This window comes from Devosia sp., assembly GCF_965229025.1.
Lineage (GTDB): Bacteria > Pseudomonadota > Alphaproteobacteria > Rhizobiales > Devosiaceae > Devosia_A.
Window position 1 is genome coordinate 1865644 of record NZ_OZ245853.1, and the last position, 20622, is coordinate 1886265.

20 protein-coding genes are annotated in these 20622 nt (G+C 63.2%); 17 read left to right on the forward strand and 3 right to left on the reverse strand.

From position 1 onward, the window contains the following. Window positions 1-95: 95 nt before the first annotated feature. From ACO06J_RS09260 to ACO06J_RS09295, 8 genes are all read left to right on the forward strand, one after another. Window positions 96-1646, forward strand: coding sequence for an ABC transporter substrate-binding protein (locus ACO06J_RS09260; protein WP_421760413.1), 1551 nt, complete (start codon window positions 96-98; stop codon window positions 1644-1646). Window positions 1647-1817: 171 nt separating this feature from the next. Next, a complete protein-coding gene (locus tag ACO06J_RS09265; RefSeq protein ID WP_421760414.1) occupies window positions 1818-2843 on the forward strand; it encodes an ABC transporter permease in 1026 nt (341 codons plus the stop codon). After that, a complete protein-coding gene (locus ACO06J_RS09270; RefSeq protein WP_421760415.1) occupies window positions 2840-3727 on the forward strand; it encodes an ABC transporter permease in 888 nt (295 codons plus the stop codon). The genes ACO06J_RS09265 and ACO06J_RS09270 overlap by 4 nt, the downstream gene beginning before the upstream one ends. Beyond that, window positions 3724-4566 (forward strand): ABC transporter ATP-binding protein, encoded by an 843-nt coding sequence (locus tag ACO06J_RS09275; protein WP_421760416.1) that lies wholly within the window; start codon window positions 3724-3726, stop codon window positions 4564-4566. The genes ACO06J_RS09270 and ACO06J_RS09275 overlap by 4 nt, the downstream gene beginning before the upstream one ends. Then, window positions 4563-5459 carry an ATP-binding cassette domain-containing protein gene (locus tag ACO06J_RS09280; RefSeq protein WP_421760417.1) on the forward strand — a complete coding sequence of 299 codons (897 nt, stop codon included), beginning with the start codon at window positions 4563-4565 and terminating at the stop codon, window positions 5457-5459. The genes ACO06J_RS09275 and ACO06J_RS09280 overlap by 4 nt, the downstream gene beginning before the upstream one ends. After that, window positions 5456-7003: a hydantoinase/oxoprolinase N-terminal domain-containing protein gene (locus ACO06J_RS09285; protein ID WP_421760418.1), complete on the forward strand. Its 1548-nt coding sequence runs from the start codon at window positions 5456-5458 to the stop codon at window positions 7001-7003. The genes ACO06J_RS09280 and ACO06J_RS09285 overlap by 4 nt, the downstream gene beginning before the upstream one ends. Beyond that, window positions 6993-8108 (forward strand): DUF917 domain-containing protein, encoded by a 1116-nt coding sequence (locus ACO06J_RS09290; protein WP_421760419.1) that lies wholly within the window; start codon window positions 6993-6995, stop codon window positions 8106-8108. The genes ACO06J_RS09285 and ACO06J_RS09290 overlap by 11 nt, the downstream gene beginning before the upstream one ends. Before the next feature lie 18 nt (window positions 8109-8126). After that, window positions 8127-9209, forward strand: coding sequence for a DUF917 domain-containing protein (locus tag ACO06J_RS09295; RefSeq protein ID WP_421760420.1), 1083 nt, complete (start codon window positions 8127-8129; stop codon window positions 9207-9209). 36 nt (window positions 9210-9245) lie between these two features. Here ACO06J_RS09295 and ACO06J_RS09300 read toward each other — a convergent pair whose 3' ends face one another. The 3 genes from ACO06J_RS09300 to ACO06J_RS09310 all read right to left on the reverse strand — a co-directional run bounded on the left by ACO06J_RS09300 (window position 9246) and on the right by ACO06J_RS09310 (window position 13898). After that, window positions 9246-10394 (reverse strand): amidohydrolase, encoded by a 1149-nt coding sequence (locus tag ACO06J_RS09300; RefSeq protein WP_421760421.1) that lies wholly within the window; start codon window positions 10392-10394, stop codon window positions 9246-9248. A 270-nt stretch (window positions 10395-10664) separates the two neighbouring features. Then, window positions 10665-11549, reverse strand: a complete 885-nt coding sequence (locus ACO06J_RS09305) for a phytanoyl-CoA dioxygenase family protein (protein ID WP_421760422.1) — start codon at window positions 11547-11549, stop codon at window positions 10665-10667. 201 nt (window positions 11550-11750) lie between these two features. After that, window positions 11751-13898 (reverse strand): TonB-dependent receptor domain-containing protein, encoded by a 2148-nt coding sequence (locus tag ACO06J_RS09310; protein ID WP_421760423.1) that lies wholly within the window; start codon window positions 13896-13898, stop codon window positions 11751-11753. Between the two features lie 189 nt (window positions 13899-14087). Between ACO06J_RS09310 and ACO06J_RS09315 the strand changes: the two genes are divergently transcribed. The 9 genes from ACO06J_RS09315 to ACO06J_RS09355 are packed head-to-tail and all read left to right on the forward strand — an operon-like array spanning window position 14088 to window position 20621. Beyond that, window positions 14088-15173 carry a hemin-degrading factor gene (locus ACO06J_RS09315; protein ID WP_421762482.1) on the forward strand — a complete coding sequence of 362 codons (1086 nt, stop codon included), beginning with the start codon at window positions 14088-14090 and terminating at the stop codon, window positions 15171-15173. Between the two features lie 9 nt (window positions 15174-15182). Continuing rightward, window positions 15183-16064, forward strand: a complete 882-nt coding sequence (locus ACO06J_RS09320; RefSeq protein WP_421760424.1) for a heme/hemin ABC transporter substrate-binding protein — start codon at window positions 15183-15185, stop codon at window positions 16062-16064. Beyond that, window positions 16061-17140: a FecCD family ABC transporter permease gene (locus tag ACO06J_RS09325; RefSeq protein ID WP_421760425.1), complete on the forward strand. Its 1080-nt coding sequence runs from the start codon at window positions 16061-16063 to the stop codon at window positions 17138-17140. The genes ACO06J_RS09320 and ACO06J_RS09325 overlap by 4 nt, the downstream gene beginning before the upstream one ends. A 4-nt stretch (window positions 17141-17144) precedes the next feature. Beyond that, entirely contained in the window at window positions 17145-17930 is a 786-nt protein-coding gene (locus ACO06J_RS09330; protein ID WP_421760426.1) for a heme ABC transporter ATP-binding protein, read from the forward strand. Further along, complete coding sequence (gene hemP, locus ACO06J_RS09335; RefSeq protein ID WP_421760427.1) at window positions 17927-18103, forward strand: hemin uptake protein HemP; 177 nt, start codon at window positions 17927-17929, stop codon at window positions 18101-18103. The genes ACO06J_RS09330 and hemP overlap by 4 nt, the downstream gene beginning before the upstream one ends. Window positions 18104-18113: 10 nt before the next feature. Then, entirely contained in the window at window positions 18114-18533 is a 420-nt protein-coding gene (locus ACO06J_RS09340) for a hypothetical protein (protein WP_421760428.1), read from the forward strand. A gap of 1 nt (window position 18534) precedes the next feature. Then, window positions 18535-19233 carry a protein TolQ gene (gene tolQ, locus ACO06J_RS09345; RefSeq protein WP_421760429.1) on the forward strand — a complete coding sequence of 233 codons (699 nt, stop codon included), beginning with the start codon at window positions 18535-18537 and terminating at the stop codon, window positions 19231-19233. Further along, the gene (tolR, locus tag ACO06J_RS09350; RefSeq protein ID WP_421760430.1) at window positions 19233-19667 is read left to right on the forward strand and encodes a protein TolR; all 435 of its coding nucleotides are present in this window, start codon (window positions 19233-19235) and stop codon (window positions 19665-19667) included. Before tolQ ends, tolR begins: the two co-directional genes overlap by 1 nt. Then, window positions 19668-20621: a TonB family protein gene (locus ACO06J_RS09355; protein ID WP_421760431.1), complete on the forward strand. Its 954-nt coding sequence runs from the start codon at window positions 19668-19670 to the stop codon at window positions 20619-20621. It begins immediately after the preceding gene. Window position 20622 lies beyond the last annotated feature (1 nt).

Consider the following 20622-nt stretch of genomic DNA (forward strand, 5'->3'; position numbering starts at 1 on the left):
CGCCAGACCTACAGGACGCCGGCGTAACCGGCCCATCCTCCCGCTGCGGGGCAATTGCAGACGGGGCGGTGACAAACGGGACAGGGAACTCAGCAATGACGACGTACAGGCTACTTGCAACGACTGCACTCTCAGCTCTTATGCTGGGCGCGGCGCCCGCCATGGCGGTGACCGTGACCATGAACACGGTGCAGATCTTCGGCACCATCGATCCGGCCAAGATCTCGGACTACACGGACTATATGGCTGCCGTGAACCTCTATGACGCGCTGGTCACCGTGAACGCCAAGGGCGAAATCGTCCCCAAGCTCGCCGAGAGCTGGACTGTTTCGGACGACGCCAAGGAAGTCACCTACAAGATCCGCGACGACGCCAAGTTCTCGGACGGCTCGCCTGTCGAGGCCAGCGACGTTGTATATTCCGTCGAGCGCCTGCTCAAGATCAACCAGGGCCCGGCAAGCCTCTTCGCCGGCGTGCTCAAGTCCGGCTCGGTCGTTGCCGTTGACGCCAAGACCGTGAAGTTCACCCTCGAAAAGACCTTCGCACCTTTCCTCACCACCGTGCCGGCCTTCATGATCGTCAATGCCGATGAGGTGAAGGCGAACGAGGGCACCGATGACGGCCAGACCTATCTCGCCGACCATGTCGCGGGCGCCGGTGCCTACAAGCTGACGAGTTGGGATCGTGGCGCTTCGATGGTGATCTCGCGCAATGCTGATTACTACGGTGGCTGGGGCGAAAAGCCGATCGACGAGGTCCACTGGGTCATTACCAATGACGAAGCGACCGTGAAGTCGATGGCCGCTTCGGGCGAGCTGACCATGACAAGCTCGGCCCAGGCGCCCGATACCTACACTTCGCTCGGCCAGAACGAACGTTTCGTCATCCGCACCGAGCCGACCCAGACCGTATTCAACCTCAAGCTGAACACCAAGACCGCGCCTACCGACGATATTCATGTCAGGAAGGCCATCGCGCTCGCCACCGACTACGACACCATCCGCTCGACCATCTTCCCGGGCGGCGAGCTCAATGGCCCGCTGCCGCAGGCGTTTGCGACTGCCTATGCCGAAGACCTGCCCAAGCCGGTCTACGACCTCGAGGCCGCCAAGGCCGAGCTTGCCCAGTCGAAATATGCCGGCCAGCCGATCAAGGTCAGCCTCGCCTACGTCGCAGGCCTGAAGTTCGAGGAAGAAGTGGCCCTGCTGATGCAGGCCAATCTCGAGCAGCTCGGCATCACCGTCGATGTGCAGCCGGAGCCGTGGAACCGCATCACGGAACTCGCCACCAAGGTCGAGACCTCTCCCAATATCGCGGAGATCTTCTTTTCCCCGACCTATCCCTCGCCCGACTCGATGTTCTTCACCCAGTATCACTCGAGCGCGGCCGGCACCTGGGCCTCGCTGGAATGGCTTCAGGACGCCGATGTCGACAAGCTGATCGACGACGCCCGGGCGACCGGCGACACTGCCAAGCAGGCCGACCTCTACAAGCAGCTGCAGCACAAGCTGGTGGACCTGCAGGTCGATGCGTTCATGCTGACGCAGAACGAGCAGCACGCCATCGACAAGTGCCTTACCGGCTATGAATACGTGCCGATGCAGTCGTTCCAGTATGAGTTCCACAACTACAGCTGGACCTGCTGAGCCGGAACAGCCGCCACGGGAAATGATCGACGGCGGCAGCCGGCCTTCAGGTCGGCCGCCGCCACCTCCCGGCTCGCCGGGGTTCCTGGGCTACGTTCGGGGACGGAGTGTGAATGACGTTCCTCCGACACCCGTCTCGACTGAGCGCTAGCTCATAACAAGGTATCTCGCTTGGAATTCCTGCTGTTTCTCATTCGCCGGGTGTTGTGGTCGCTGCTGGTGCTCGTCGGGCTCTCGGTCGTGATCTTCACCATCGCGCGGGTGATTCCGGGCGATCCGGCGCGCATGGCGCTTGGCCCCACAGCGACGCAGGAACAGGTGGTCGAACTCCAGAACAATCTGGGCCTAGACCGGCCGATCATCGAACAATACGGGCTTTTCGTGGTGGGCCTCCTGCGCGGCGATCTCGGCCGCTCGCTTTTGACCGAGCGCGCCGTGAACGAGGATATCCGCGAGACCTTCGCCGCCACCTTCGAACTGGTGCTTTCGACCATCACCCTTGCCTTCATCGTGGGACTGCCGCTCGGCATCATCGCCGCGCGCTGGAAGGATCGCTGGCCGGACAATCTGGTGCGCCTCTTCGCGATCTTTTCCGCCGTTACCCCAAGCTTCTTCCTCGCGCTGCTGCTGCAAATTCTCGCGGGCTACGTGCTCCACATCCTGCCTACTACCGGGCGCATGCCGCATGATTTCGGCTTCACACCCGACATTTCCGGCCTCGTGCTCCTCGACAGCATTCTGAAGCTCAGGTTCGATGCCTTTCTCGAAGGGCTGCGCTACCTGCTGCTGCCTTCCATCGCGCTCGCCGCCGCCACCATGGGCCAGATGGCGCGCATTACCCGCTCGGCCATGATCGACATATCGAGCCAAGACTACATCGAGGCGAGCCGCGCCTTCGGCGTGCCCGAAACGGTACGAGTGCTCAAATACATGCTGCGGCCGAGCTTCGTTGCGCCGCTCACCATCCTCGGGCTCGAGTTCGCCTCGCTCATCGGCAACGCCTTTGTCGTCGAACTGGTGTTTTCCTGGCCCGGCATGGCTGCCTACGGCATCCGCACAATCCTGCAGAAGGACCTGAACGCCGTGATGGGGGTGGTGATGGTCTCCGGGGTATTCTTCGTTATCGTCAACCTCGTCATCGACGTGCTGGTCGGGTTCGTCGATCCGCGCATCCGCATCCGGGGGCGCCGCACATGAGCGACCTCGTGGCCGCGCAGGCCGAGCCCAAGCGGCTCTCCAACGCCTACCAGAACTGGTACCGCTTCTCGCGCAACCCGACTGCCGTAATCGGCGCGCTGATCGTCATCTCGGTCATCCTTGCGGCGATACTTGCGCCCTACATCACGCCCTTTCCCAAGGACGCCGGCTCGGTGGTGAACTTCAAGGCGCGGCATCTGCCACCCAGACTCGAACACTGGTTCGGCACCGACAATGTCGGGCGTGATCTGTTCACTCGCGTCATCTTCGGCTTCCGCATTTCGTTGCTGCTCGTCCTTGTCGTGCTCGGCACCGCCATTCCTATCGGCACGACGCTGGGCCTTGTTGCCGGCTATTTCGGCGGCTGGGTTGAGATCGTCATCATGCGGCTGACCGATGTCGCGCTCGCCATCCCGCCGCTGGTCATGGCGCTGGCGGTCACGGCCGTGCTGTCGCCCGACCTCATCAATTCCATGCTGGCGATCGCCGCCTTGTGGTGGACCTGGCACACCCGGCTTATCTACTCGATCACCCGTCAGCTCCGCTCGCAGGAGTTCGTCGAGGCGGCGGAAACCCTCGGGGCCAGCAAGCTCCACATCCTGTTCCGTGAAATCCTGCCCAACTGCGTCTCCGCGCTGGCGGTCAAGACTTCGCTCGATGCGGGCTTCGTCATCCTTGTCGGAGCGTCGCTCAGCTTCCTTGGGCTCGGCATCCGTCCGCCGACACCGGACCTCGGTACCATGGTGGCGCAGGGCGCGGCGTTCCTCCCCGATTTCTGGTGGGAGTCGGTTCTGCCCGGCTGCGCCATCCTCTATGCCGCGCTCGGCTTCAACCTGCTGGGCGACGGCCTCCGCGACCTCTTTGCCGTGGAGGATGTGCGATGAGCGCGCTCCTCTCGGTCCGCGACCTGTCGGTCGAGTTTTCGACTTACGGCCAGGTCAGCAAAGTGCTCCATTCGGTGTCGCTCGACGTACCCGAACGCAGCCAGATCGCGCTTGTGGGCGAAAGCGGCTCGGGCAAGTCGGTGACGATGAAGGCCATCATGGGCCTCCTCCGCCATCCACCGGCCACCATAACCTCGGGCGAAATCACCTATGGTGGCCGCGACCTCCTCACCATGCCGCCGCGCGAGCGGCTGCGACTGCGCGGAACAGAGATGTCCATGGTGTTCCAGGACCCGATGAGTTCGCTCAATCCGGTCTTCACTATTGCCGACCAGATGCGCACCATCCTCAAGTACGCAGACCGCCGGCTCGGACGCGTGCGCAATCGCGCCGGCCGCATGCAGCGGGTCCATGAGGTCCTGGCGCAAGTCCGCATGCGCGACCCCGAACAGGTGGCGAGGAGCTATCCGATCATGCTCTCGGGCGGCATGCGGCAACGCGTCCTGATTGCCATGGCGCTGCTCTCCGAGCCGCGTCTGCTCATCGCCGACGAGCCGGGCACAGCGCTCGACGTCACCACCCAGGCGCAGATCCTCAAACTCCTGAAGGACCTCGTCGACGAGCGCGGGCTCGCGCTGCTGATGATCACGCACAATCTGGGCGTCGTGCGCGAAACCAGCTCCTACGTCTATGTGATGAACAAGGGCGTGGTCGTCGAAAAGGGCCCGACCGCGCAGATTTTCGAGGCGCCGAAGGACGATTACACCAAAGCGCTGATCGCCGCCGTACCGAGGCTCACCGGCGGCACCCGCTTCGGCGCGAAGGCGGTGGTCCAATGACCACGCCCATGCTCGAACTGGTGAACCTCTCCAAGCACTTCCCCACCCGTAATGGGTTCGGCCGCCAGATAGGCCTGGTAAAAGCCGTCGATGCTGTCAGCCTCCGGATCGAAACGGGCGGTATCTATGGGCTGGCTGGCGAAAGCGGCTCGGGCAAATCCACGATCGCCCGCATGATCATGGGCCTCGCGACGCCTACCTCCGGCGACATCGTTCTGGATGGTGAGAACGTCAGCGGTCAGTCCGGCACCCGCGCCTATGGCCGCAAGGTGCAGATGGTGTTCCAGAACCCGGGCTCCTCGCTCAATCCGCGCCGCAGCATCGGCGCTTCCATCGCCGTGCCGCTCGATGCTCATGGACATCCGCGCGCGACCCGCCGTCAACGCATCTCCGAGCTGCTCGAAATGGTGCAGCTTCCCGCCAATTTTGCCGAGCGTTACCCGCATGAACTCTCGGGCGGGCAGAAGCAACGCGTTGCCATCGCCCGCGCCCTAGCGGTGGCGCCGAAGCTCCTCGTCCTCGATGAGCCCACCTCCGCGCTCGACGTCTCGGTGCAGGCCCGGGTCATTGATCTGCTTGTCGATCTCGGGCGCGAGCTTGGCCTCACTTACCTCTTCATCTCGCACGACCTGAGCCTGATGCGGAATTTCGCGGAGCGGGTCGGCGTCCTCTACCGGGGCCAGATCGTCGAGACCGGGCCGGTCGACCAGGTCTTCGAGCACCCGCAGCACGACTACACCCGTCTCCTCCTCGCTTCCGTCCCGGTGATCTCGGCTGAGGAAGAGGCGATGCGGCCGAGGATCCCCCTGATCGACGGGGAAATTCCAACCGCAGAACAACTCATCGCGCTCCGGGCCGGAGCGGCATCAGCCTCCCAAAGGACAGAAAAATGATCAGAATTGGCATCGATGTGGGCGGAACCAATACGGACGCTGTCGTCATGGACGGCGCGACCGTCATTGCCGGCGTGAAGGCCGCGACCACTGCCGACGTGATGACCGGCGTCGTCAATGCGCTGAAAGCGGTGCTCGAGGCCAGCAAGATGGAGGCCTCGGCCATCGATGTGGTGATGATCGGCACCACCCATTTCACCAACGCGGTGGTGCAGCGCCGCGACCTTGCCAAGACCGCTGCGGTCCGTCTTGGGCTTCCCGCCACCGCCTCACTACCGCCGATGGTAGACTGGCCTGACGACCTGAAGGTCGCGATCGGTGGAACGGGCTACCTCGCCCATGGCGGCAACGAATTTGACGGCCGGGTGATCTCCCCGCTCGATGAGGCGGAACTCCTGGGCATTGCCGAGGACATCAAGTCCAAGGGCATCAACACCATCGCCATCAGCTCGGTGTTCTCCCCGGTGACCAATGATTTCGAAAAGCAGGCCGGCGAAATTTTCGCCAAGGCGCTGCCTGGCGTGCACATCACGCTGTCGAGCGATATCGGCCGCATCGGGCTGCTGGAGCGCGAGAACGCGGCGATCATGAACGCCTGCCTGCGCGATCTGTCGCGGCACGTCATCGAGGCCTTCCGCAAGGCAATTACGGAGATCGGCATTCGCGGCCGGTTCTATCTGACGCAGAACGACGGCACATTGATGGACGCCGAGTTCGCCGAGAAATTCCCGGTGCTGACCTTCGCGTCGGGTCCGACCAACTCGATGCGCGGCGCAGCGTTTCTCTCGGGCGTGGCCGACGCGATCGTTATCGATATCGGTGGTACCACCTCCGATGTCGGATCGCTGCACAAGGGGTTCCCCCGCCAGGCTACCGTTGCCGTGGAAGTGGGCGGTGTCCGCACCAATTTCCGCATGCCCGACGTATTCTCGATCGGGCTGGGCGGCGGCTCGCACGTGGTTGAATCGGGTGGCGACATCAAAGTCGGTCCCACCTCGGTCGGCTATCGAATTGTCACCGAATCCCTGATTTTCGGCGGCAAGACACTCACCACTTCCGACGTCGTCGTTGCCTCCGGCCGCTATGAGTTGGGCGACAAATCAAAGGTCGCACACCTGACGCCGGACTTCATGCGCCGCACGCAGGCCAAGATCATGTCGATGCTGGAAGATTGCGTCGAGCGCTCGCGCCTGTCGCCCGATCCGCTGCCGGTGATCGTTGTCGGCGGGGGCTCGATCCTCGTCGATGGCCCGATCGGCGGCCTCGAGGTGATCAAGCCGAACCACTTCGCCGTCGCCAACGCCGTTGGTGCCGCAATCGCCCAGGTTTCGGGTGAGGTTGACCGCGTCTATGCCCTGGCCGAAATCAGCCGTGACGCTGCCCTCGCCGATGCCAAGCAGCGCGCCACCGATGCGGCGATCGCCGCTGGCGCCAGGGCCGACACCATCGAAATCGTCGATGTGGAAGATGTGCCGCTCGCCTATCTGCCTGGCAATGCTACGCGCGTCCGCGTCAAGGCGGTGGGTGAATTGCATGTCGCGTAAACCGCTCAAGGAGAGCTATCGCCTCGGGTTCGATGACCTTGAGGCCTTGACCATCGGGGCAGCGCTTCTTGGCACCGGCGGTGGCGGCAATCCGTATATCGGCTTCCTCCGGGCCCGTGAGGTATTCCGCCAGGGCGCGACCGTGCCGGTCATCCCGCTTGAGGTCCTTACCGAAGAGGATTGGATCGGCGAGGTCGGAGGCATCGGCGCTCCCGTGGTCAGTGCCGAGAAATTCGAGCAGGGCGACGAAGGCACCCGCGCACTGACGGCCGTGGAGGCCGAACTCGGCATCGAGGTGGCGGCCATGATCTCCGGCGAAATCGGCGGCGCCAACGCCATGGAACCGGTTATCACCGCGGCCAAGCTCGGCATTGGCGTCGTCGACGGCGACGGCATGGGCCGTGCCTTCCCCGAGGTGCAGATGTGCACCTTCTTCATCTACGGGGGCAGCGTCTCGCCGGCCGCAATCGCTGACGAAAAGGGAAATGTCGTCGTCTACAAGCACGTCATCGACATGTTCTGGCTCGAACGTATGGCGCGCCATACCACCGTCGATATGGGGGCAACGGCCATGCTGGCCCTGCCGCCCATGCGGGGTGATTTTGTCCGCAAGACCGCCGTTCCCGCCACCGTCACCCAGGCTGTCCAGATCGGCCGCACCGTGCTCAAGGCGCGGAAGGCCCGCCAGAACGTCGTCGAAAGGGTTGTCGAGGAGACGGGCGGCAAACTGTTCTTCACTGGCAAGATCACCGACATCCGCCGCCATCTCATTGGCGGCTTCGCCCGCGGCGAGGCGATTCTGTCCGGCATCGGCGGCTGGGCGGGCTCTGAGGCGAAGATCGCCATCCAGAACGAGAACCTTGTGCTCTGGGTCGATGGCATTCCGGTGCTCATGGTGCCCGATCTGATCATCAACCTCGAGCTTGACACTGGAGAGCCCCTCACCACCGAAGTGCTGCGCTATGGCCAGCGCATCGCCGTGATCGGGCTTCCGGCGCATGATCTGATGAAGACACCCAAAGCCCTGGAGGTCGTCGGTCCGGCGGCCTTCGGCTACCCCGAACTCACCTTCAACCCGCTGCAGTCCCAGCCCAAAGTGGCCTGAGGCGAAAGGAAGCGCATCATGAAGTTTCTTCGCACCATCCATGCCGAAGATATGGAAGACATCGCTACTGGCGGAGCAATTCTCGGCACCGGTGGCGGCGGCGATCCCTATATCGGCAAGCTGATGGCCCAGCAGGCGATCAAACAGTACGGCCCGGTCAACCTCGTCGATATCGACGAACTGCCCGATGACGCGCTGGTTGTCCCCGTGGCGATGATGGGCGCGCCCACCGTGATGACCGAGAAGCTGCCGCAGGGCGAGGAACTGATCAACGCTTTCCGTGCGCTCGAACAGTTGCTCGGCCGCAAGATCGACGCTGTGCTCTGCGGCGAAGCTGGCGGGGTCAACTCGACCACGCCGTTCGTCGTTGCCGCCATGGCCGGCCTGCCGCTGGTCGATGGCGACGGCATGGGCCGCGCTTATCCCGAACTGCAGATGGTCACGTTCACCATGCATGGCGTCTCCGCCACGCCGATGGTGCTGTGCGACGACAAGGGCAACTCGATGGTGCTCGAGACCGTCAGCAATGCCTGGACCGAGCGCCTTGCCCGCGCGGCGACGGTGGAAATGGGCGGCTCCGCCCTCCTCGCCTTTTATTCGATGTCCGGTGCGGTGGCCAAGAAAGCCATCGTGCGCGGCACGCTCACGCTCTGCTCCGAACTCGGCCGTACCCTGCGCGAGGCCAAGGCCGGCCATGTCGATCCGGTCAACGCCATCGTCGAAAAGCTCGATGCCGAAGTGGTCTTTCATGGCCGCATCAAGGACATCGAGCGTCGTACCGTCGGTGGCTTTGCGCGCGGCGCCGCTCGTTTCGAAGGCGTCGAGGAATGGAAGGGTCACGAATTCCGGCTGGATTTCCAGAACGAATTCCTGATGGCGGAGCGCGACGGCAAAATCATCCTTACAACGCCGGACCTGATCACTGTGCTCGACGCAGAATCCGGCCTGCCGGTGACCACCGACGCGCTGCGCTACGGCCTTCGCCTCAAGGCACTGGCTATGCCGTCCAACCCGCAATGGCTTACCCCGGCCGGCATCGCGCTCGTCGGTCCGCGGTACTTCGGCTACGATACCGACTATCGCGAGTATTTCGCACGCTGAGCCTCTTGCGCCGGCGGGGAAATCCCGCCGGCCCAACTATCCGAGCAGGTTCCGCGCAACCCGCAAGAACACGCGCGCCCCGATGGGGATCAGATCGTCGGGAAAATCGTAGTCCGGGTTATGCAGGGCCGGATGACTGACACCGGCACCAAGAAAGAACATGGCGGACTTTGCTCCAACGCCAAATTCTCCGAAATCCTCGGAAGCACGCATCGGCAAACCCTCCTCACGATGCGTGATCGCTTCCTGGTCCAGCGCTGCTGCGAGATGCTGCACCGCCTCGTGTGCATTTACGCTGGCAGAGAAGATCTCATGGTAGTCGAAACGAAAGGTGAGCCCATGCGCCTTCGCGGTCTCTACCACCAGTGCCTCGGCGGCGGTACAAAGTGCCGCCATACGACCGTCGAGTCGCGTCCGCAACGTCGCCCAAATCTCGGCCTTACCCGGTGCGATACCGAACACGGGCTCGCCCATCTTTGCGTGGGTGACGGTCACCATTGCAAAATCGTCGTCCTCGAAGGTCCCGCTGCCCAATCCACCGAGCGCAGGAAGCAATCCGCCCAGCGCCAGAAGAGGCGAGACACCCGTTTCCGGCATCGAGGCATGAGCGGTCTTTCCGTCGAGGCTGATCCGCATACCGCGTGAGGCGCAGTTTACGACACCAGCCCGCAGCAGCACCTCCCCCAACGGCTCGCCAGGAAGGTTGTGCAGCGAGAAAGCGAAATCGGGCGCGATATCGGCGAACCGTGGATCAGACAATACCGCGCGAGCGCCTGACCCTATCTCTTCTGCCGGCTGGAACAGCAACACTATTCGACCGATCTCCGGACGCTGACGCCCCAGCAGCCGACCAACGGCTGCGAGTATGGTAGTGTGCCCGTCATGTCCGCACATGTGCGACTTACCGTGGACAAGTGAGGCGTAAGGCACTCCTGACACCTCCTCGATCGGCAGGGCGTCGAGTTCGGAGCGAAACAAGACGGTTGGTCCAGGTGCGCGGCCTTTATAGACCACCGCCACGCCATGGCCGCCAAGGCCCGAGATCACGGCGTCAGGGTGGCTCTCCGAGAGAAATTCGACTACCTCGCGCGCGGTGCCCGCCTCCTCGCCGGAGATCTCGGGATACCGGTGCAACTGATGTCTGAAGTCAGTAAGTTCGATCAGGTCTCTATTGGTCAGATCCATAGCTCTCTCGGAGCGGGGCAGCGGAGCAAACTCGGCAATTGAGCTCAAATCTCAATGGATAAGGGACGCAGGAAATCTCGTCCAAACGCCAGAACGCACAGGCCTAAAGAAGCGCCCCACTGCTTGAGCACCCGATCCGGCCCACGTTTCGGGTCTGCAAAATTGCCGTTCATCGCGTTGAACGACCCTGCCCCCGCACAAGGCGCGGGGGCCAGCCGGAGAACCAGTGTGCACAGCCTCTGGAGCAATAGGCCTGCCCGACTAACTGCTTTAGCCGGTAATCTGCCACTGCTCGTCGCGAGGGGCGGTGGGGTGGAAGTCGTAGCGATCGACGCCCAGGCCATGCAGTGTTGCCAGCTCGATCAGCGAGAAGTCGGCGGGGTTTTCGCGGTTGAGGTTCATCGGTTCCTTGAGCACGACCGGCGGGTTGGTCATGAACCGCACGTTTGGCGAATGGTTGTTGGATGAGGCATGCAGCATGAACGGGTGGAGGATGATGAAGTCGCCGATCTCGCCGGTGACTTCGACAAACTCTCCGCACTGGTCGATCAGGTCGCCGAACGTGTCGCCGCTGTTATCCACGCCTTCTGGGTGATCGGCGAGGTAGCGCGCGACGTGCTTGATCGAGTCGGGTGCAATGAATGTGCCGCCGCCTTTATGCCCGACGTCGGACCAGTAGACGATGGTGAGAAGGCCCTGCTCGCGGCTATCTAGGAAGTGACGGAAGAAGCTGCCGTCCTTGTGCCAGCCACCGGCTTCCGGGGACGGACTCATCCACGGCTTGTCGGCGCCGCGGCGGAAGTTGACGATGAATGCATCGGACCACTCGGTTGAATTGATCGTGGTGAAATGCTGCGATTCGATTTCCATGATGCGGTGATCGATGCGGTCTTCGCCACCGGTGACATCACATAGAGCGCCCCAGGCCTTGGGGGAAATTTCGGAGATGGGCGCGACGTTCTTGCGATCCATCCAGACGATTTCCTTGGCCCAGGTCGAGCGATCATTTGGATCGTAGCCAAGCCTGCTGTAGGCTTCTGTCACCCATTTCTTCGCGAGGTCAGGGTCTAAACACCCGCTGACGCGGACGTAGCCCTTCTCGACAAAATGCTGGGCTTGCTCGGGAGTAAGGACCTGAAATGGCTTGGGCGACATCGATTGTTCCTGGGTGGCTAAACTGGTCGGAGGAACAAGCAGGCATCCTCCACACGCGTGGACGGTAGCGCGTCGGCCCTATCCTGTCATTGGTACAAAGGGCGGAAGTTGGCGCGGTTCCGGGTGCTCATGGGACCCCACAGGAAAACACCCCGGGCATTGCTGACCGGGGTGCCGAAGTTATCGCCGAAGATAGTCCTGTCAGTAGTCGAACTGCTTGGCCAAAGTCAGTTTGAAGGTACGTTCCTTGCTGCGTTCGTAGGAGAGGTTCTCGCGGTAGTCGGCGTTGAACAGGTTCTCGACCGAGGCGGTGATCGAGGTGCCGGCGAGGAAACCGTCCACCGGCTTATAGGTGGTGAACAGATCGAGCGTGCCCCAATTGGTGGAGTCGCCATTGGCGCCGGCGGCGGAGGTTATTTCGGTCAGCGGCTCGGCGGCGAGGGTCACGGTGGCTCCGTATTCGAGCTGGCCTTCGAGGGCACGAGCGCCCAGCGTCATGGTCAACTTGTCCTGGGCGATCGAATCCAGCACGGCACCCGAGAGTATCGAGGCGCTGACATCCTCAAGATATTCACCGCGGGTCAGGGTATAGGCGACGCGACCGAAGATGTTTTCGGATTCGTAGGCGCCTTCGAGCTCAAGGCCCCATGTGGCGTAGTGCGAGACATTGACGAAGTACGGCAGGCCCGGAGTCGCCGAAGCGCTGATGTAGTTGGGGTTCGACCGGATGCCGTTCTTGACGTCGTTGTAGAAGGCCGTGCCCTTGAAGGTGACCGAGTTCTCTTGGCCAAAGAGGTCGTAAAGCTGGGTCGAAGCGCCAAGCTCGATGCTGTCGGCCTTTTCCTTTTCAAGGTCGAGGCTTGGGGTGCGGGTGATGATCGTGCCCGCCGAGTTGGTCGAATACTGGAACATCTCATCGAGTGAGGGCACGCGTTCGGTATGGGCGAGAGAGCCGAACAGGTTCACCGAATCGTTGAGCTTGTAGAGCGCGGCGAGCTTGGGCGAGAGCGCGACGTCGTCCCTGGTGTCGACATCGGCCGAGATCAGCTCGGACGGGTCAAGGTGGATGAAATCGGCACGGAAGCCAGGGGTGAGCGTGAAGCGCCCGTCCCAGGTGATTTCATCCTGCGCGAACAAGCCTGCCTTGGTCTGGGTGCCTGCCGGGTGGGTAGTGATGATGCCGCCGGTGATCGGCTCGGCTGTACGATCCTGATAAGCCAGCGCCGTGCCGTAGGTCAGATAGTGCTCTGCGCCCAGCGCATCGAAGTGCGAGGTGTTTTCGAGCGTGCCCTGGTACGTGGCATAGCCGTAGTCCGCGTTGCCGATGGAGCCGATGGCGGCGCTCGCGTTGCGCTGTTCGACGGCGGTGCTCGAGAAGCTGAGCGTGCCCTTCAGATCGAGCAGGTCGTTGCTGGCCACGGGATTCTCATAGGTCAGCACGACGGTGTCGTCCTTGACGTGCCGGTCGATCGTGCCGAAGGCGGAGAAATCGGGCGAATAGCCGTTCTGGACGTAGGGCTGGTCGTTGGCGTCCGAATCCCAGTGCTGGTAGCTGAGGCGCAGCACCTGCTCGAGATCATCGCCGAACCGGTAGGTGCCCTTGATCAGCCCTGACCAGGTCTCGAAATCGCTACCTGTCTGGTCGTTGCCGTTAGCAAGGGACTGGATCTGGGACTGGCGGAAGTTGCCCATGGCCAGCACTTCGGCGTTCTCGCTAAGCCGGTGGGCCAGAATGGCCGAGAGCATCGTGCCGTCGCCGTTGGACGTGTACTGAGTCTTGAGCTTGAGCGCGCCGGTCTTGCCCTCCTGGATGAAGTCCGAGGCATCCTTGGTGGTGAAGTTGACCACGCCGCCGATGGCGCCTGAGCCGTAAAGGGTGGAACTGGCCGGGCCGCGCAGCACTTCGACGGCCTTGTAGAGTTCCGGGTCCGAAAAGAACGAGCCCATGCGGTACTGCTCATAGAACTTGGGCGCGCCATCGATCGTGACGATGATCTTGGAGGCGTCGCCCGAACTCGTCGGCGAATCGAGGCTGCCGATGCCGCGGATGTTGAAGCCCTGCCCCATCGGGTTGTCGGATCCGACCACGGTCACGCCGGGCACACTCTCGAAAATCTCGCCAATCGTGCCGGCCTGCTTCTGATCGATATCGGCCTGGTCGACGACGGTGACCGATTGTGGCGTATCGACGGCTACCTTGGGCGCGCCGGCGCCAATCACCAGCCGCTCCAGCAGCGTGATGTACTGCGAATTGTCGGTCACGGTCGCCGCCGTCACCATGCCAGCGCTCACCGCACCGAGGGCAACGCCCCCCATGATGATCGCGGTCCTGCGTGTCACGAGCCCCATCGTCAAAGTCTCCAGTTTCAAAGTGCAGGCCCGAAATGTCCGGTTCTGCGATCCACAATGCGTGCTGGCTGGCGGTGGGCTGGCTGGCATCGGGGTGGGGAAAATTAACATGACTCCCACACTCCACTATTGCAGCAGGTATAAATCATGAGTAGTGGTGTCAACATAAAATTGGCATCGGGCGACCGGATGCCGCTGGACAAGGAGACCGCCGCAGTGACGCAAGCCCACCCCCTCCCGCCCGCCGAAATCAGGCACCTGCGTGCCCAGCACGCTGAGATGCGGGAACGCGATTTCGCCCGCATCCACCGGATTTCAGAGGCCGAACTGGTTGCCGCGTATGTCGGCGAGGGCGTTGTGGCGTTGCGTCCGGACGTAGCGACGCTGCTCGCCGGTGCAGCGGCCTTGGGCGAGGTGCTGGCACTCACACGTAACGAAAGTGCAGTGCACGAAAAGATCGGTCCGTTCGAAAAGACCAATTTCGGCGAGGCTGCCTCGATCGCTCTTGGCAAGCAGATCGATCTCAGAATTTTCCCCAAGGCCTGGGCTTCGGGCTTTGCAGTCGAAAAAGCGGACAAGGAGGGCGCCACCAAGCGCTCGCTGCAGTTCTTTGACGGCGCCGGCGATGCGGTGTTCAAGATCCACCTGCGGCCCGCTTCGAACCTTGAGGCTTATGACCAACTGGTGGCACAGTTGCGGACCGAAGAGCAGTCACAGACGGTGAGCGTTGCGCCGATCGAAGAGAGCGAAGCGGTTCGGCCGGATGCGGCGAGCGCCGGCGAGTTGCGCGCCCACTGGGAAAAGCTCACCGACACACATCAGTTCTTCCCCATGCTGCGCAAGCTGCACCTGACGCGCCACCAGGCGGTCAGCATGATCGACAGCGAATTCGCAACCTCGCTCGATCTGGGCGCGACGCGGGCCCTGTTCGATGGTGCGGCAGCTTCAGGCGTGTCGATCATGGTGTTCATCGGCAGCCGTGGCTGCATTCAGATTCACACAGGTCCCATTCACAAGGTCGCCCCCATGGGTCCATGGCTCAACGTCATGGACGAGACGTTCCACATGCACCTCAGGCTCGACCAGATCACCGAGGTCTGGGCCGTGCGCAAGCCGACGGCGGATGGGCATGTGACCTCGTTCGAGGCCTATGGCGCTGACAAGAAGCTGATCATTCAGTGCTTTGGCGAGCGCCACGAAGGCGACGCCGAACTCACCGGATGGCGCGGCCTTATAGCCGGTCTGCCGGCGCTCGACCGCTCCAACGCCGCCTGAGGATTATCGATGCTTCGCTCGCTCACGCTCGCCCTTGTGGCACTCACTGCCGTGTCGGCTCCTAGCTTGGCTCAGGATCCGGTGCAGCCGTTTGCCGACGCTACTCGCGTGGTCGTCGTCGGCGGCTCGCTGCTCGAAATGGTCTATGCGCTGGGAGAAGAAAAACGCCTCGTGGCGCGTGATTCCACCGGTGTGTACCCGCCCGAGGCGCAGGCGCTGCCGGATGTCGGCTATATGCGGGCGCTCTCTCCCGAGGGGGTGCTGGCCGTGAACCCGACCGCCCTGCTCGTGGTGGAGGGAAGCGGCCCGCCGGAGGCTCTTGAAGTGCTCTCCAAGGGTTCGGTGCCGTATGTCACGGTGCCGGAAGATTTCAGCCATGCAGGCATTCTTGCCAAAGTCCGCGCCGTTGGCGCAGCGCTTGGCGTGCCGGACAAGGCCGAGGCGCTGGCACAAAAGCTCGATGCAGAACTGACAGCGGCAGAGGCGGCAACCAGCGCGATTCCGGCCGATGAGCGGCAGCGCGTGCTGTTCGTGATTTCGGCCCAGGACGGCAAAATCCGTGCAGCGGGCTCACACACGGCAGCCAACGCCATCATCACGCTGGCGGGCGGCATCAACCCGCTGGCTGATATGCAGGGCTACCAGACGCTCTCCGACGAGGCCCTGCTCGCGGCAAACCCGGATGTGGTGCTGATGATGAGTAATGGCGGGCAAGGCGATTTTTCGGCCGATCTCGCAGCAAATCCAGCCCTTGCAGCCAGCCCGGCGCTTACCAATGGCCGTATCCTCAAGCTGGATGGCGCATATCTGCTGGGGTTCGGGCCGCGCACGCCTGCTGCGATCCTCGAACTTGCGGCAGACCTCTATGGTGACAGGATCGTCAGGCCGTGACCGCCCTCTCCTCCCCCGACCTCGACGTGAACGCTCCGCAAGCCGGCGACCGCTCGGCCCTGGCGCGCAACGCGCTGTGGGTGCTGGGGGCGGTGCTGCTGGCTGCGATGGCGCTCAGCCTCTTGACCGGGGCGTCAGGTGCGTCGCTGGAACGGCTGTTCATCGGCGGGTCCGATGATCCGCTGGTAGCGCGGGACCGGCTGGTCTACTTCGATATCCGCCTGCCGCGCCTGCTGCTGGGCATGCTGGTCGGCTCGGCGCTTGCCGTGTCCGGCGTGGTGATGCAGGGCCTGTTCCGCAATCCGCTCGCCGATCCCGGATTGGTGGGGGTGTCCTCCGGCGCGGGGCTTGGAGCCGTATTGGTGATCGTGCTGGGCGGTACCGTGCTGGCGCCGGCGATCGCGGCGCTTGGCAACTACAGCCTCCAGATTTTCGCCTTTCTCGGCGGGCTGGCGACGACCATCCTGATCTATCGGTTGGCGACGCGGCGTGGACAGACGCAGGTTGCGACCATGCTGCTGGCAGGTATCGCAGTGGCTGCGCTGCTTGGCGCAGTGATCGGGGTGCTGATTTACATCGCCGACGATGCGCAGTTGCGTGACGTGACATTCTGGAGCCTCGGCTCCTTGGCCGGCGCTAACTGGCAGAAGGTGTTGTCGTCCGGCCCATTCATCGTCCTCGCCATCGCCGGATGTTTCTCGCTGGGCGCCGCGCTCAACGCGCTCACGCTGGGCGAGGCGACGGCCAACCATCTGGGAATTCCCGTCGAGCGGTTGAAGCGGCTCGCCATCGTCTGTGTTGCCGCAGCGACCGGGGCTTCGGTGGCGGTGAGCGGCGGAATTGGCTTTGTCGGTATCGTGGTGCCGCATCTCCTCCGCCTGGTGATCGGGCCTGATCACCGCTACCTGCTGCCGGCCTCAGCGCTGCTCGGTGCGGCATTCCTCGTTAGCGCCGATGCGGTGGCAAGACTGATCGTGGCACCCGCAGAGCTCCCCATCGGAATTGTGACAGCTATCGTCGGCGGGCCGTTTTTCCTTTGGATCCTCCTCGCCCGCCGCGGCGGCCTCGCATGGTGATGGCATGATTGAAGCGCGCAACATTTCGGTCAATGTCGGGCGGCAGCGGATCGTCAATGGGGTCGATTTTACTGCCCAGTGCGGAGAAATCACGGCAATCATTGGCCCAAGTGGTTCGGGAAAGACGACTCTTCTCAAGGCGTTGTGCAACGATCTTGCGTTTTCGGGCGAGGTATCGATCCACGGCCGCTCGGCGCGCGACCTCAAGCCTTATGAGGCAGCGTCACAGCGTGCCGTGCTGCCGCAGGCGTCCGCGCTGAGCTTTCCGTTCACCGTGCTCGAAGTGGTCCGCCTCGGCCTTGTCGCCGGGTTCAGCGGCGTTTCGCCATCGCAGGAAGCATCATTGCCGCAACAGGCGTTGGCGCGTGTGGATCTGCCGGGGTTCGGCGGACGGTTCTACCAGGATCTGTCGGGCGGCGAGCAGCAGCGGGTGCAACTGGCGCGGGTACTCTGCCAGGTCTGGCAGCCGGTGTTGAATGGCAAAGGGCGTTTCCTGCTGCTCGACGAGCCGGTCTCGAGCCTCGATATCCGGCACCAGATTGCTGTGATGGACGTGGCGCGGGCCTTTGCCAAGGCCGGTGGCGGGGTGATCGCGATTCTCCACGACCTCAACCTGACCACGCTTTACGCCGACCGCGTTCTGGCCATGCAGGACGGGCACGCTGTGAGCTTCGGCACTCCCGGTGAGATCATCAGCGAGGCCATGGTGCATCAGGTGTTCGGGTGCGCGCTGCAACGTCATGCCCTGCCGGGTGGGACCAGTCTCTTTGCACCCTACGCACCTCTATGACCGAACCATCCCCACCCCGGCCCGTGCCCGCTGAGGCAAAGAACGAGCACGCCGCGGCCGACCTCGACACGCGCGAGTTGTTCGGCCGGCGCAGCGAAATCCGTATCTCCCACGATGCAGCAATTTATCGGCTGCGCATCACGCGCGCCGGCAAGCTGATCCTAACCAAGTAGAGACCTCAAGATGATGCTCCACCGCACCGCGAGCAGCCTCGCAATTGCCCTGGTACTTTGCAGCCACGCACAGGCTGCAGACGGCGGACTTGCCGTTGAGCTCAACGCGCTGAAGCCCGACACGGACAACTGCCGGGTCACGTTCCTCGCCACCAACGGACTAACTGCGGAACTGGGCAAGGTGACGCTCGAAATCGCCCTGTTTGACGCCAGCGGCGCCATCGACCGATTGGTGTCGCTGGACTTCAAGGCGTTGGCGCCGGGCAAGACCAAGGTGATGCAGTTCGCTCTCGCGGGCCTTGCCTGCGAGAGCGTCTCGCGGGTGCTCATCAACAACGTTACAGCCTGCGAAGGCGACGGAATTGACCCCGGCGCCTGTCTCGAGGGGCTGAGGACCACAAGCCGGGTGAAGCCTGAGTTCGGGGGCTGACATGCCGGCTGAGGTGGTAGCGCAAATCGATATGTCGCCATTTGCGCTGTTTGCGCAGGCGGATTGGGTGGTGAAGTCGGTAATGCTGGGGCTACTGGCGGCTTCGGTCGTGTGTTGGGCGATTATCTTTTCGAAGCTGGCTGCTTTCATGGGTGCGCGCGCCGAAATGCGGCGTTTCGACAAGGCGTTTGGGGCGGGCGAACCGCTGGACCGCCTCCACCAACGCCTCAGGAGCGGCAAAACCCATGGCCATTCGGCGCTATTTGTGGCGGCGATGGATGAGTGGGAGGGTAGCCACGCGGTGGCGGCGGCTAACCCGGCGGGCCTCGTGGCGCGGCTTCGGATCGTGCTCGATGCTGCAATTGCACACGAGAGCGACCGGCTGGAGCGCGCTTTGCCCGTGCTGGCCACGGTAGGGAGCGCCGCCCCGTTTGTTGGCCTCTTCGGCACTGTGTGGGGGATCATGAACGCCTTCACCTCCATCGCGTCCAGCAAAGACACCAGCCTAGCTGTGGTGGCGCCGGGGATTGCAGAGGCGCTGTTTGCGACGGCAATGGGTCTCCTCGCCGCTATCCCCGCAGTCATTGCATACAACGCACTCTCCGGCAGTGCCGGACGGCTGATGGGGCGACTCGAGGCGTTTTCAGACCGGCTGGCAGTGCTGCTGTCACGACAACTCGACAGCGGAAAGAACGCCTGATGGCGATGTCGATGCAGGCACGTTCGAAAGGCGGGCGTCGGCGTACGGCGCCGATGAGCGAGATCAACGTCACACCCATGGTCGATGTGATGCTGGTGCTGCTGATCATCTTCATGGTGGCCGCGCCGCTACTCAGTTCTGGAGTGCCAATCGACCTGCCCAAGGCAGAGGCGCGCGCCATTGAGACTGAAGCCCGCCCGATTACGATCTCCGTCACGCCTGAGGGCGAGGTGTTCCTCGGCAAGGACCCTGTGGCGCAAGCAGACCTGGTGGCACGAGTGCAGGCGCTCGCGGCAGGGGACAACAGCCAGCGGCTGCTGATCCGCGGCGATGCGACAGCTCAGTACGGGGCGGTCATGGAGATCATGGCGGCGCTGTCCGGCGCTGGGTTCGGGCGTATTGGGCTGGTTACCGAGGCGGAGCGAACCCCCTGAATGCGTCTCGCGCTTCCCGCATCGATGGCACTGCACGTCGCGCTTTTAGCCGCTGCGTGGATGGTGGTGAGCGCCGCTGCACCGAGTGACGACCAGTCGCTCGAAGCCGTGGCGGTGGATATCGTCAGCCTCGAAAGCTTCGTCACCGTCGCAGCCGAGAGCGTGCCGATGTCGGCGAGCCAAACCCTTGTCAGCGCCGGCTCCGCTAGCGCGGTGCAGCCATCCAAACCTACCGAAATGCTGGAGCCAGCGGAGCACGAACCGGCCGAGGCCGTGCCCCCGAGTTCCGTCAAACCGGTTACTGCTGAAGCCGTTGAAGCGGACGCGCTCCCGCCCGTGTCGGCTCTCGCTGTGGCAGAGGCGGTGGATGCGGCTCCCGTCGCGGCTGCGCCAGTCGCAGAATCCGTGGCGGTCACACCTGCGGTTGCTACTGACGCCGCAAAACCGGTGGAGACGACAAAGGTAGCCGCCATTGAGCCCCCACCGTCACTGGATGCGCAGGAAGAGCCGGAGGCCAAGCCGGTGAAAGAACCGGTCAAAAAGGCCGCAAAAAAGACCGAGCCCAAGAAGGTCAAGAAGCCCGCAGCGCCGGTTCAGCAAGGCAAGGGCGGCACGGCTGACGCAGATGCGGCGAGTTCTGCGGCTGCTGCATCCAAGGCCTCCAAAGCTGGCGAGGGCAATGGCGAGGTCAGCAAGTATCCCGGGCTGGTGCAGCGGAAGCTGCGCCGCGCGCTGCGGGCGGCAGAGGCCCGTGGTGAGGTCCTTGTTCACTTCGTCGTTGCGCAGTCTGGGGATGTTTCGTCGATCAGCGTGGTCAAGAGTTCTGGCAACCCTGCACTCGACAAGGAAGCGATCGCCACGGTGAGGCGGGCCGCGCCGTTCCCACCGATTCCGGAGAGTGCGAACCGCGCGACCTGGACCTTTTCGATGCCTGTGGACTTCGTGAAAGGGTGAC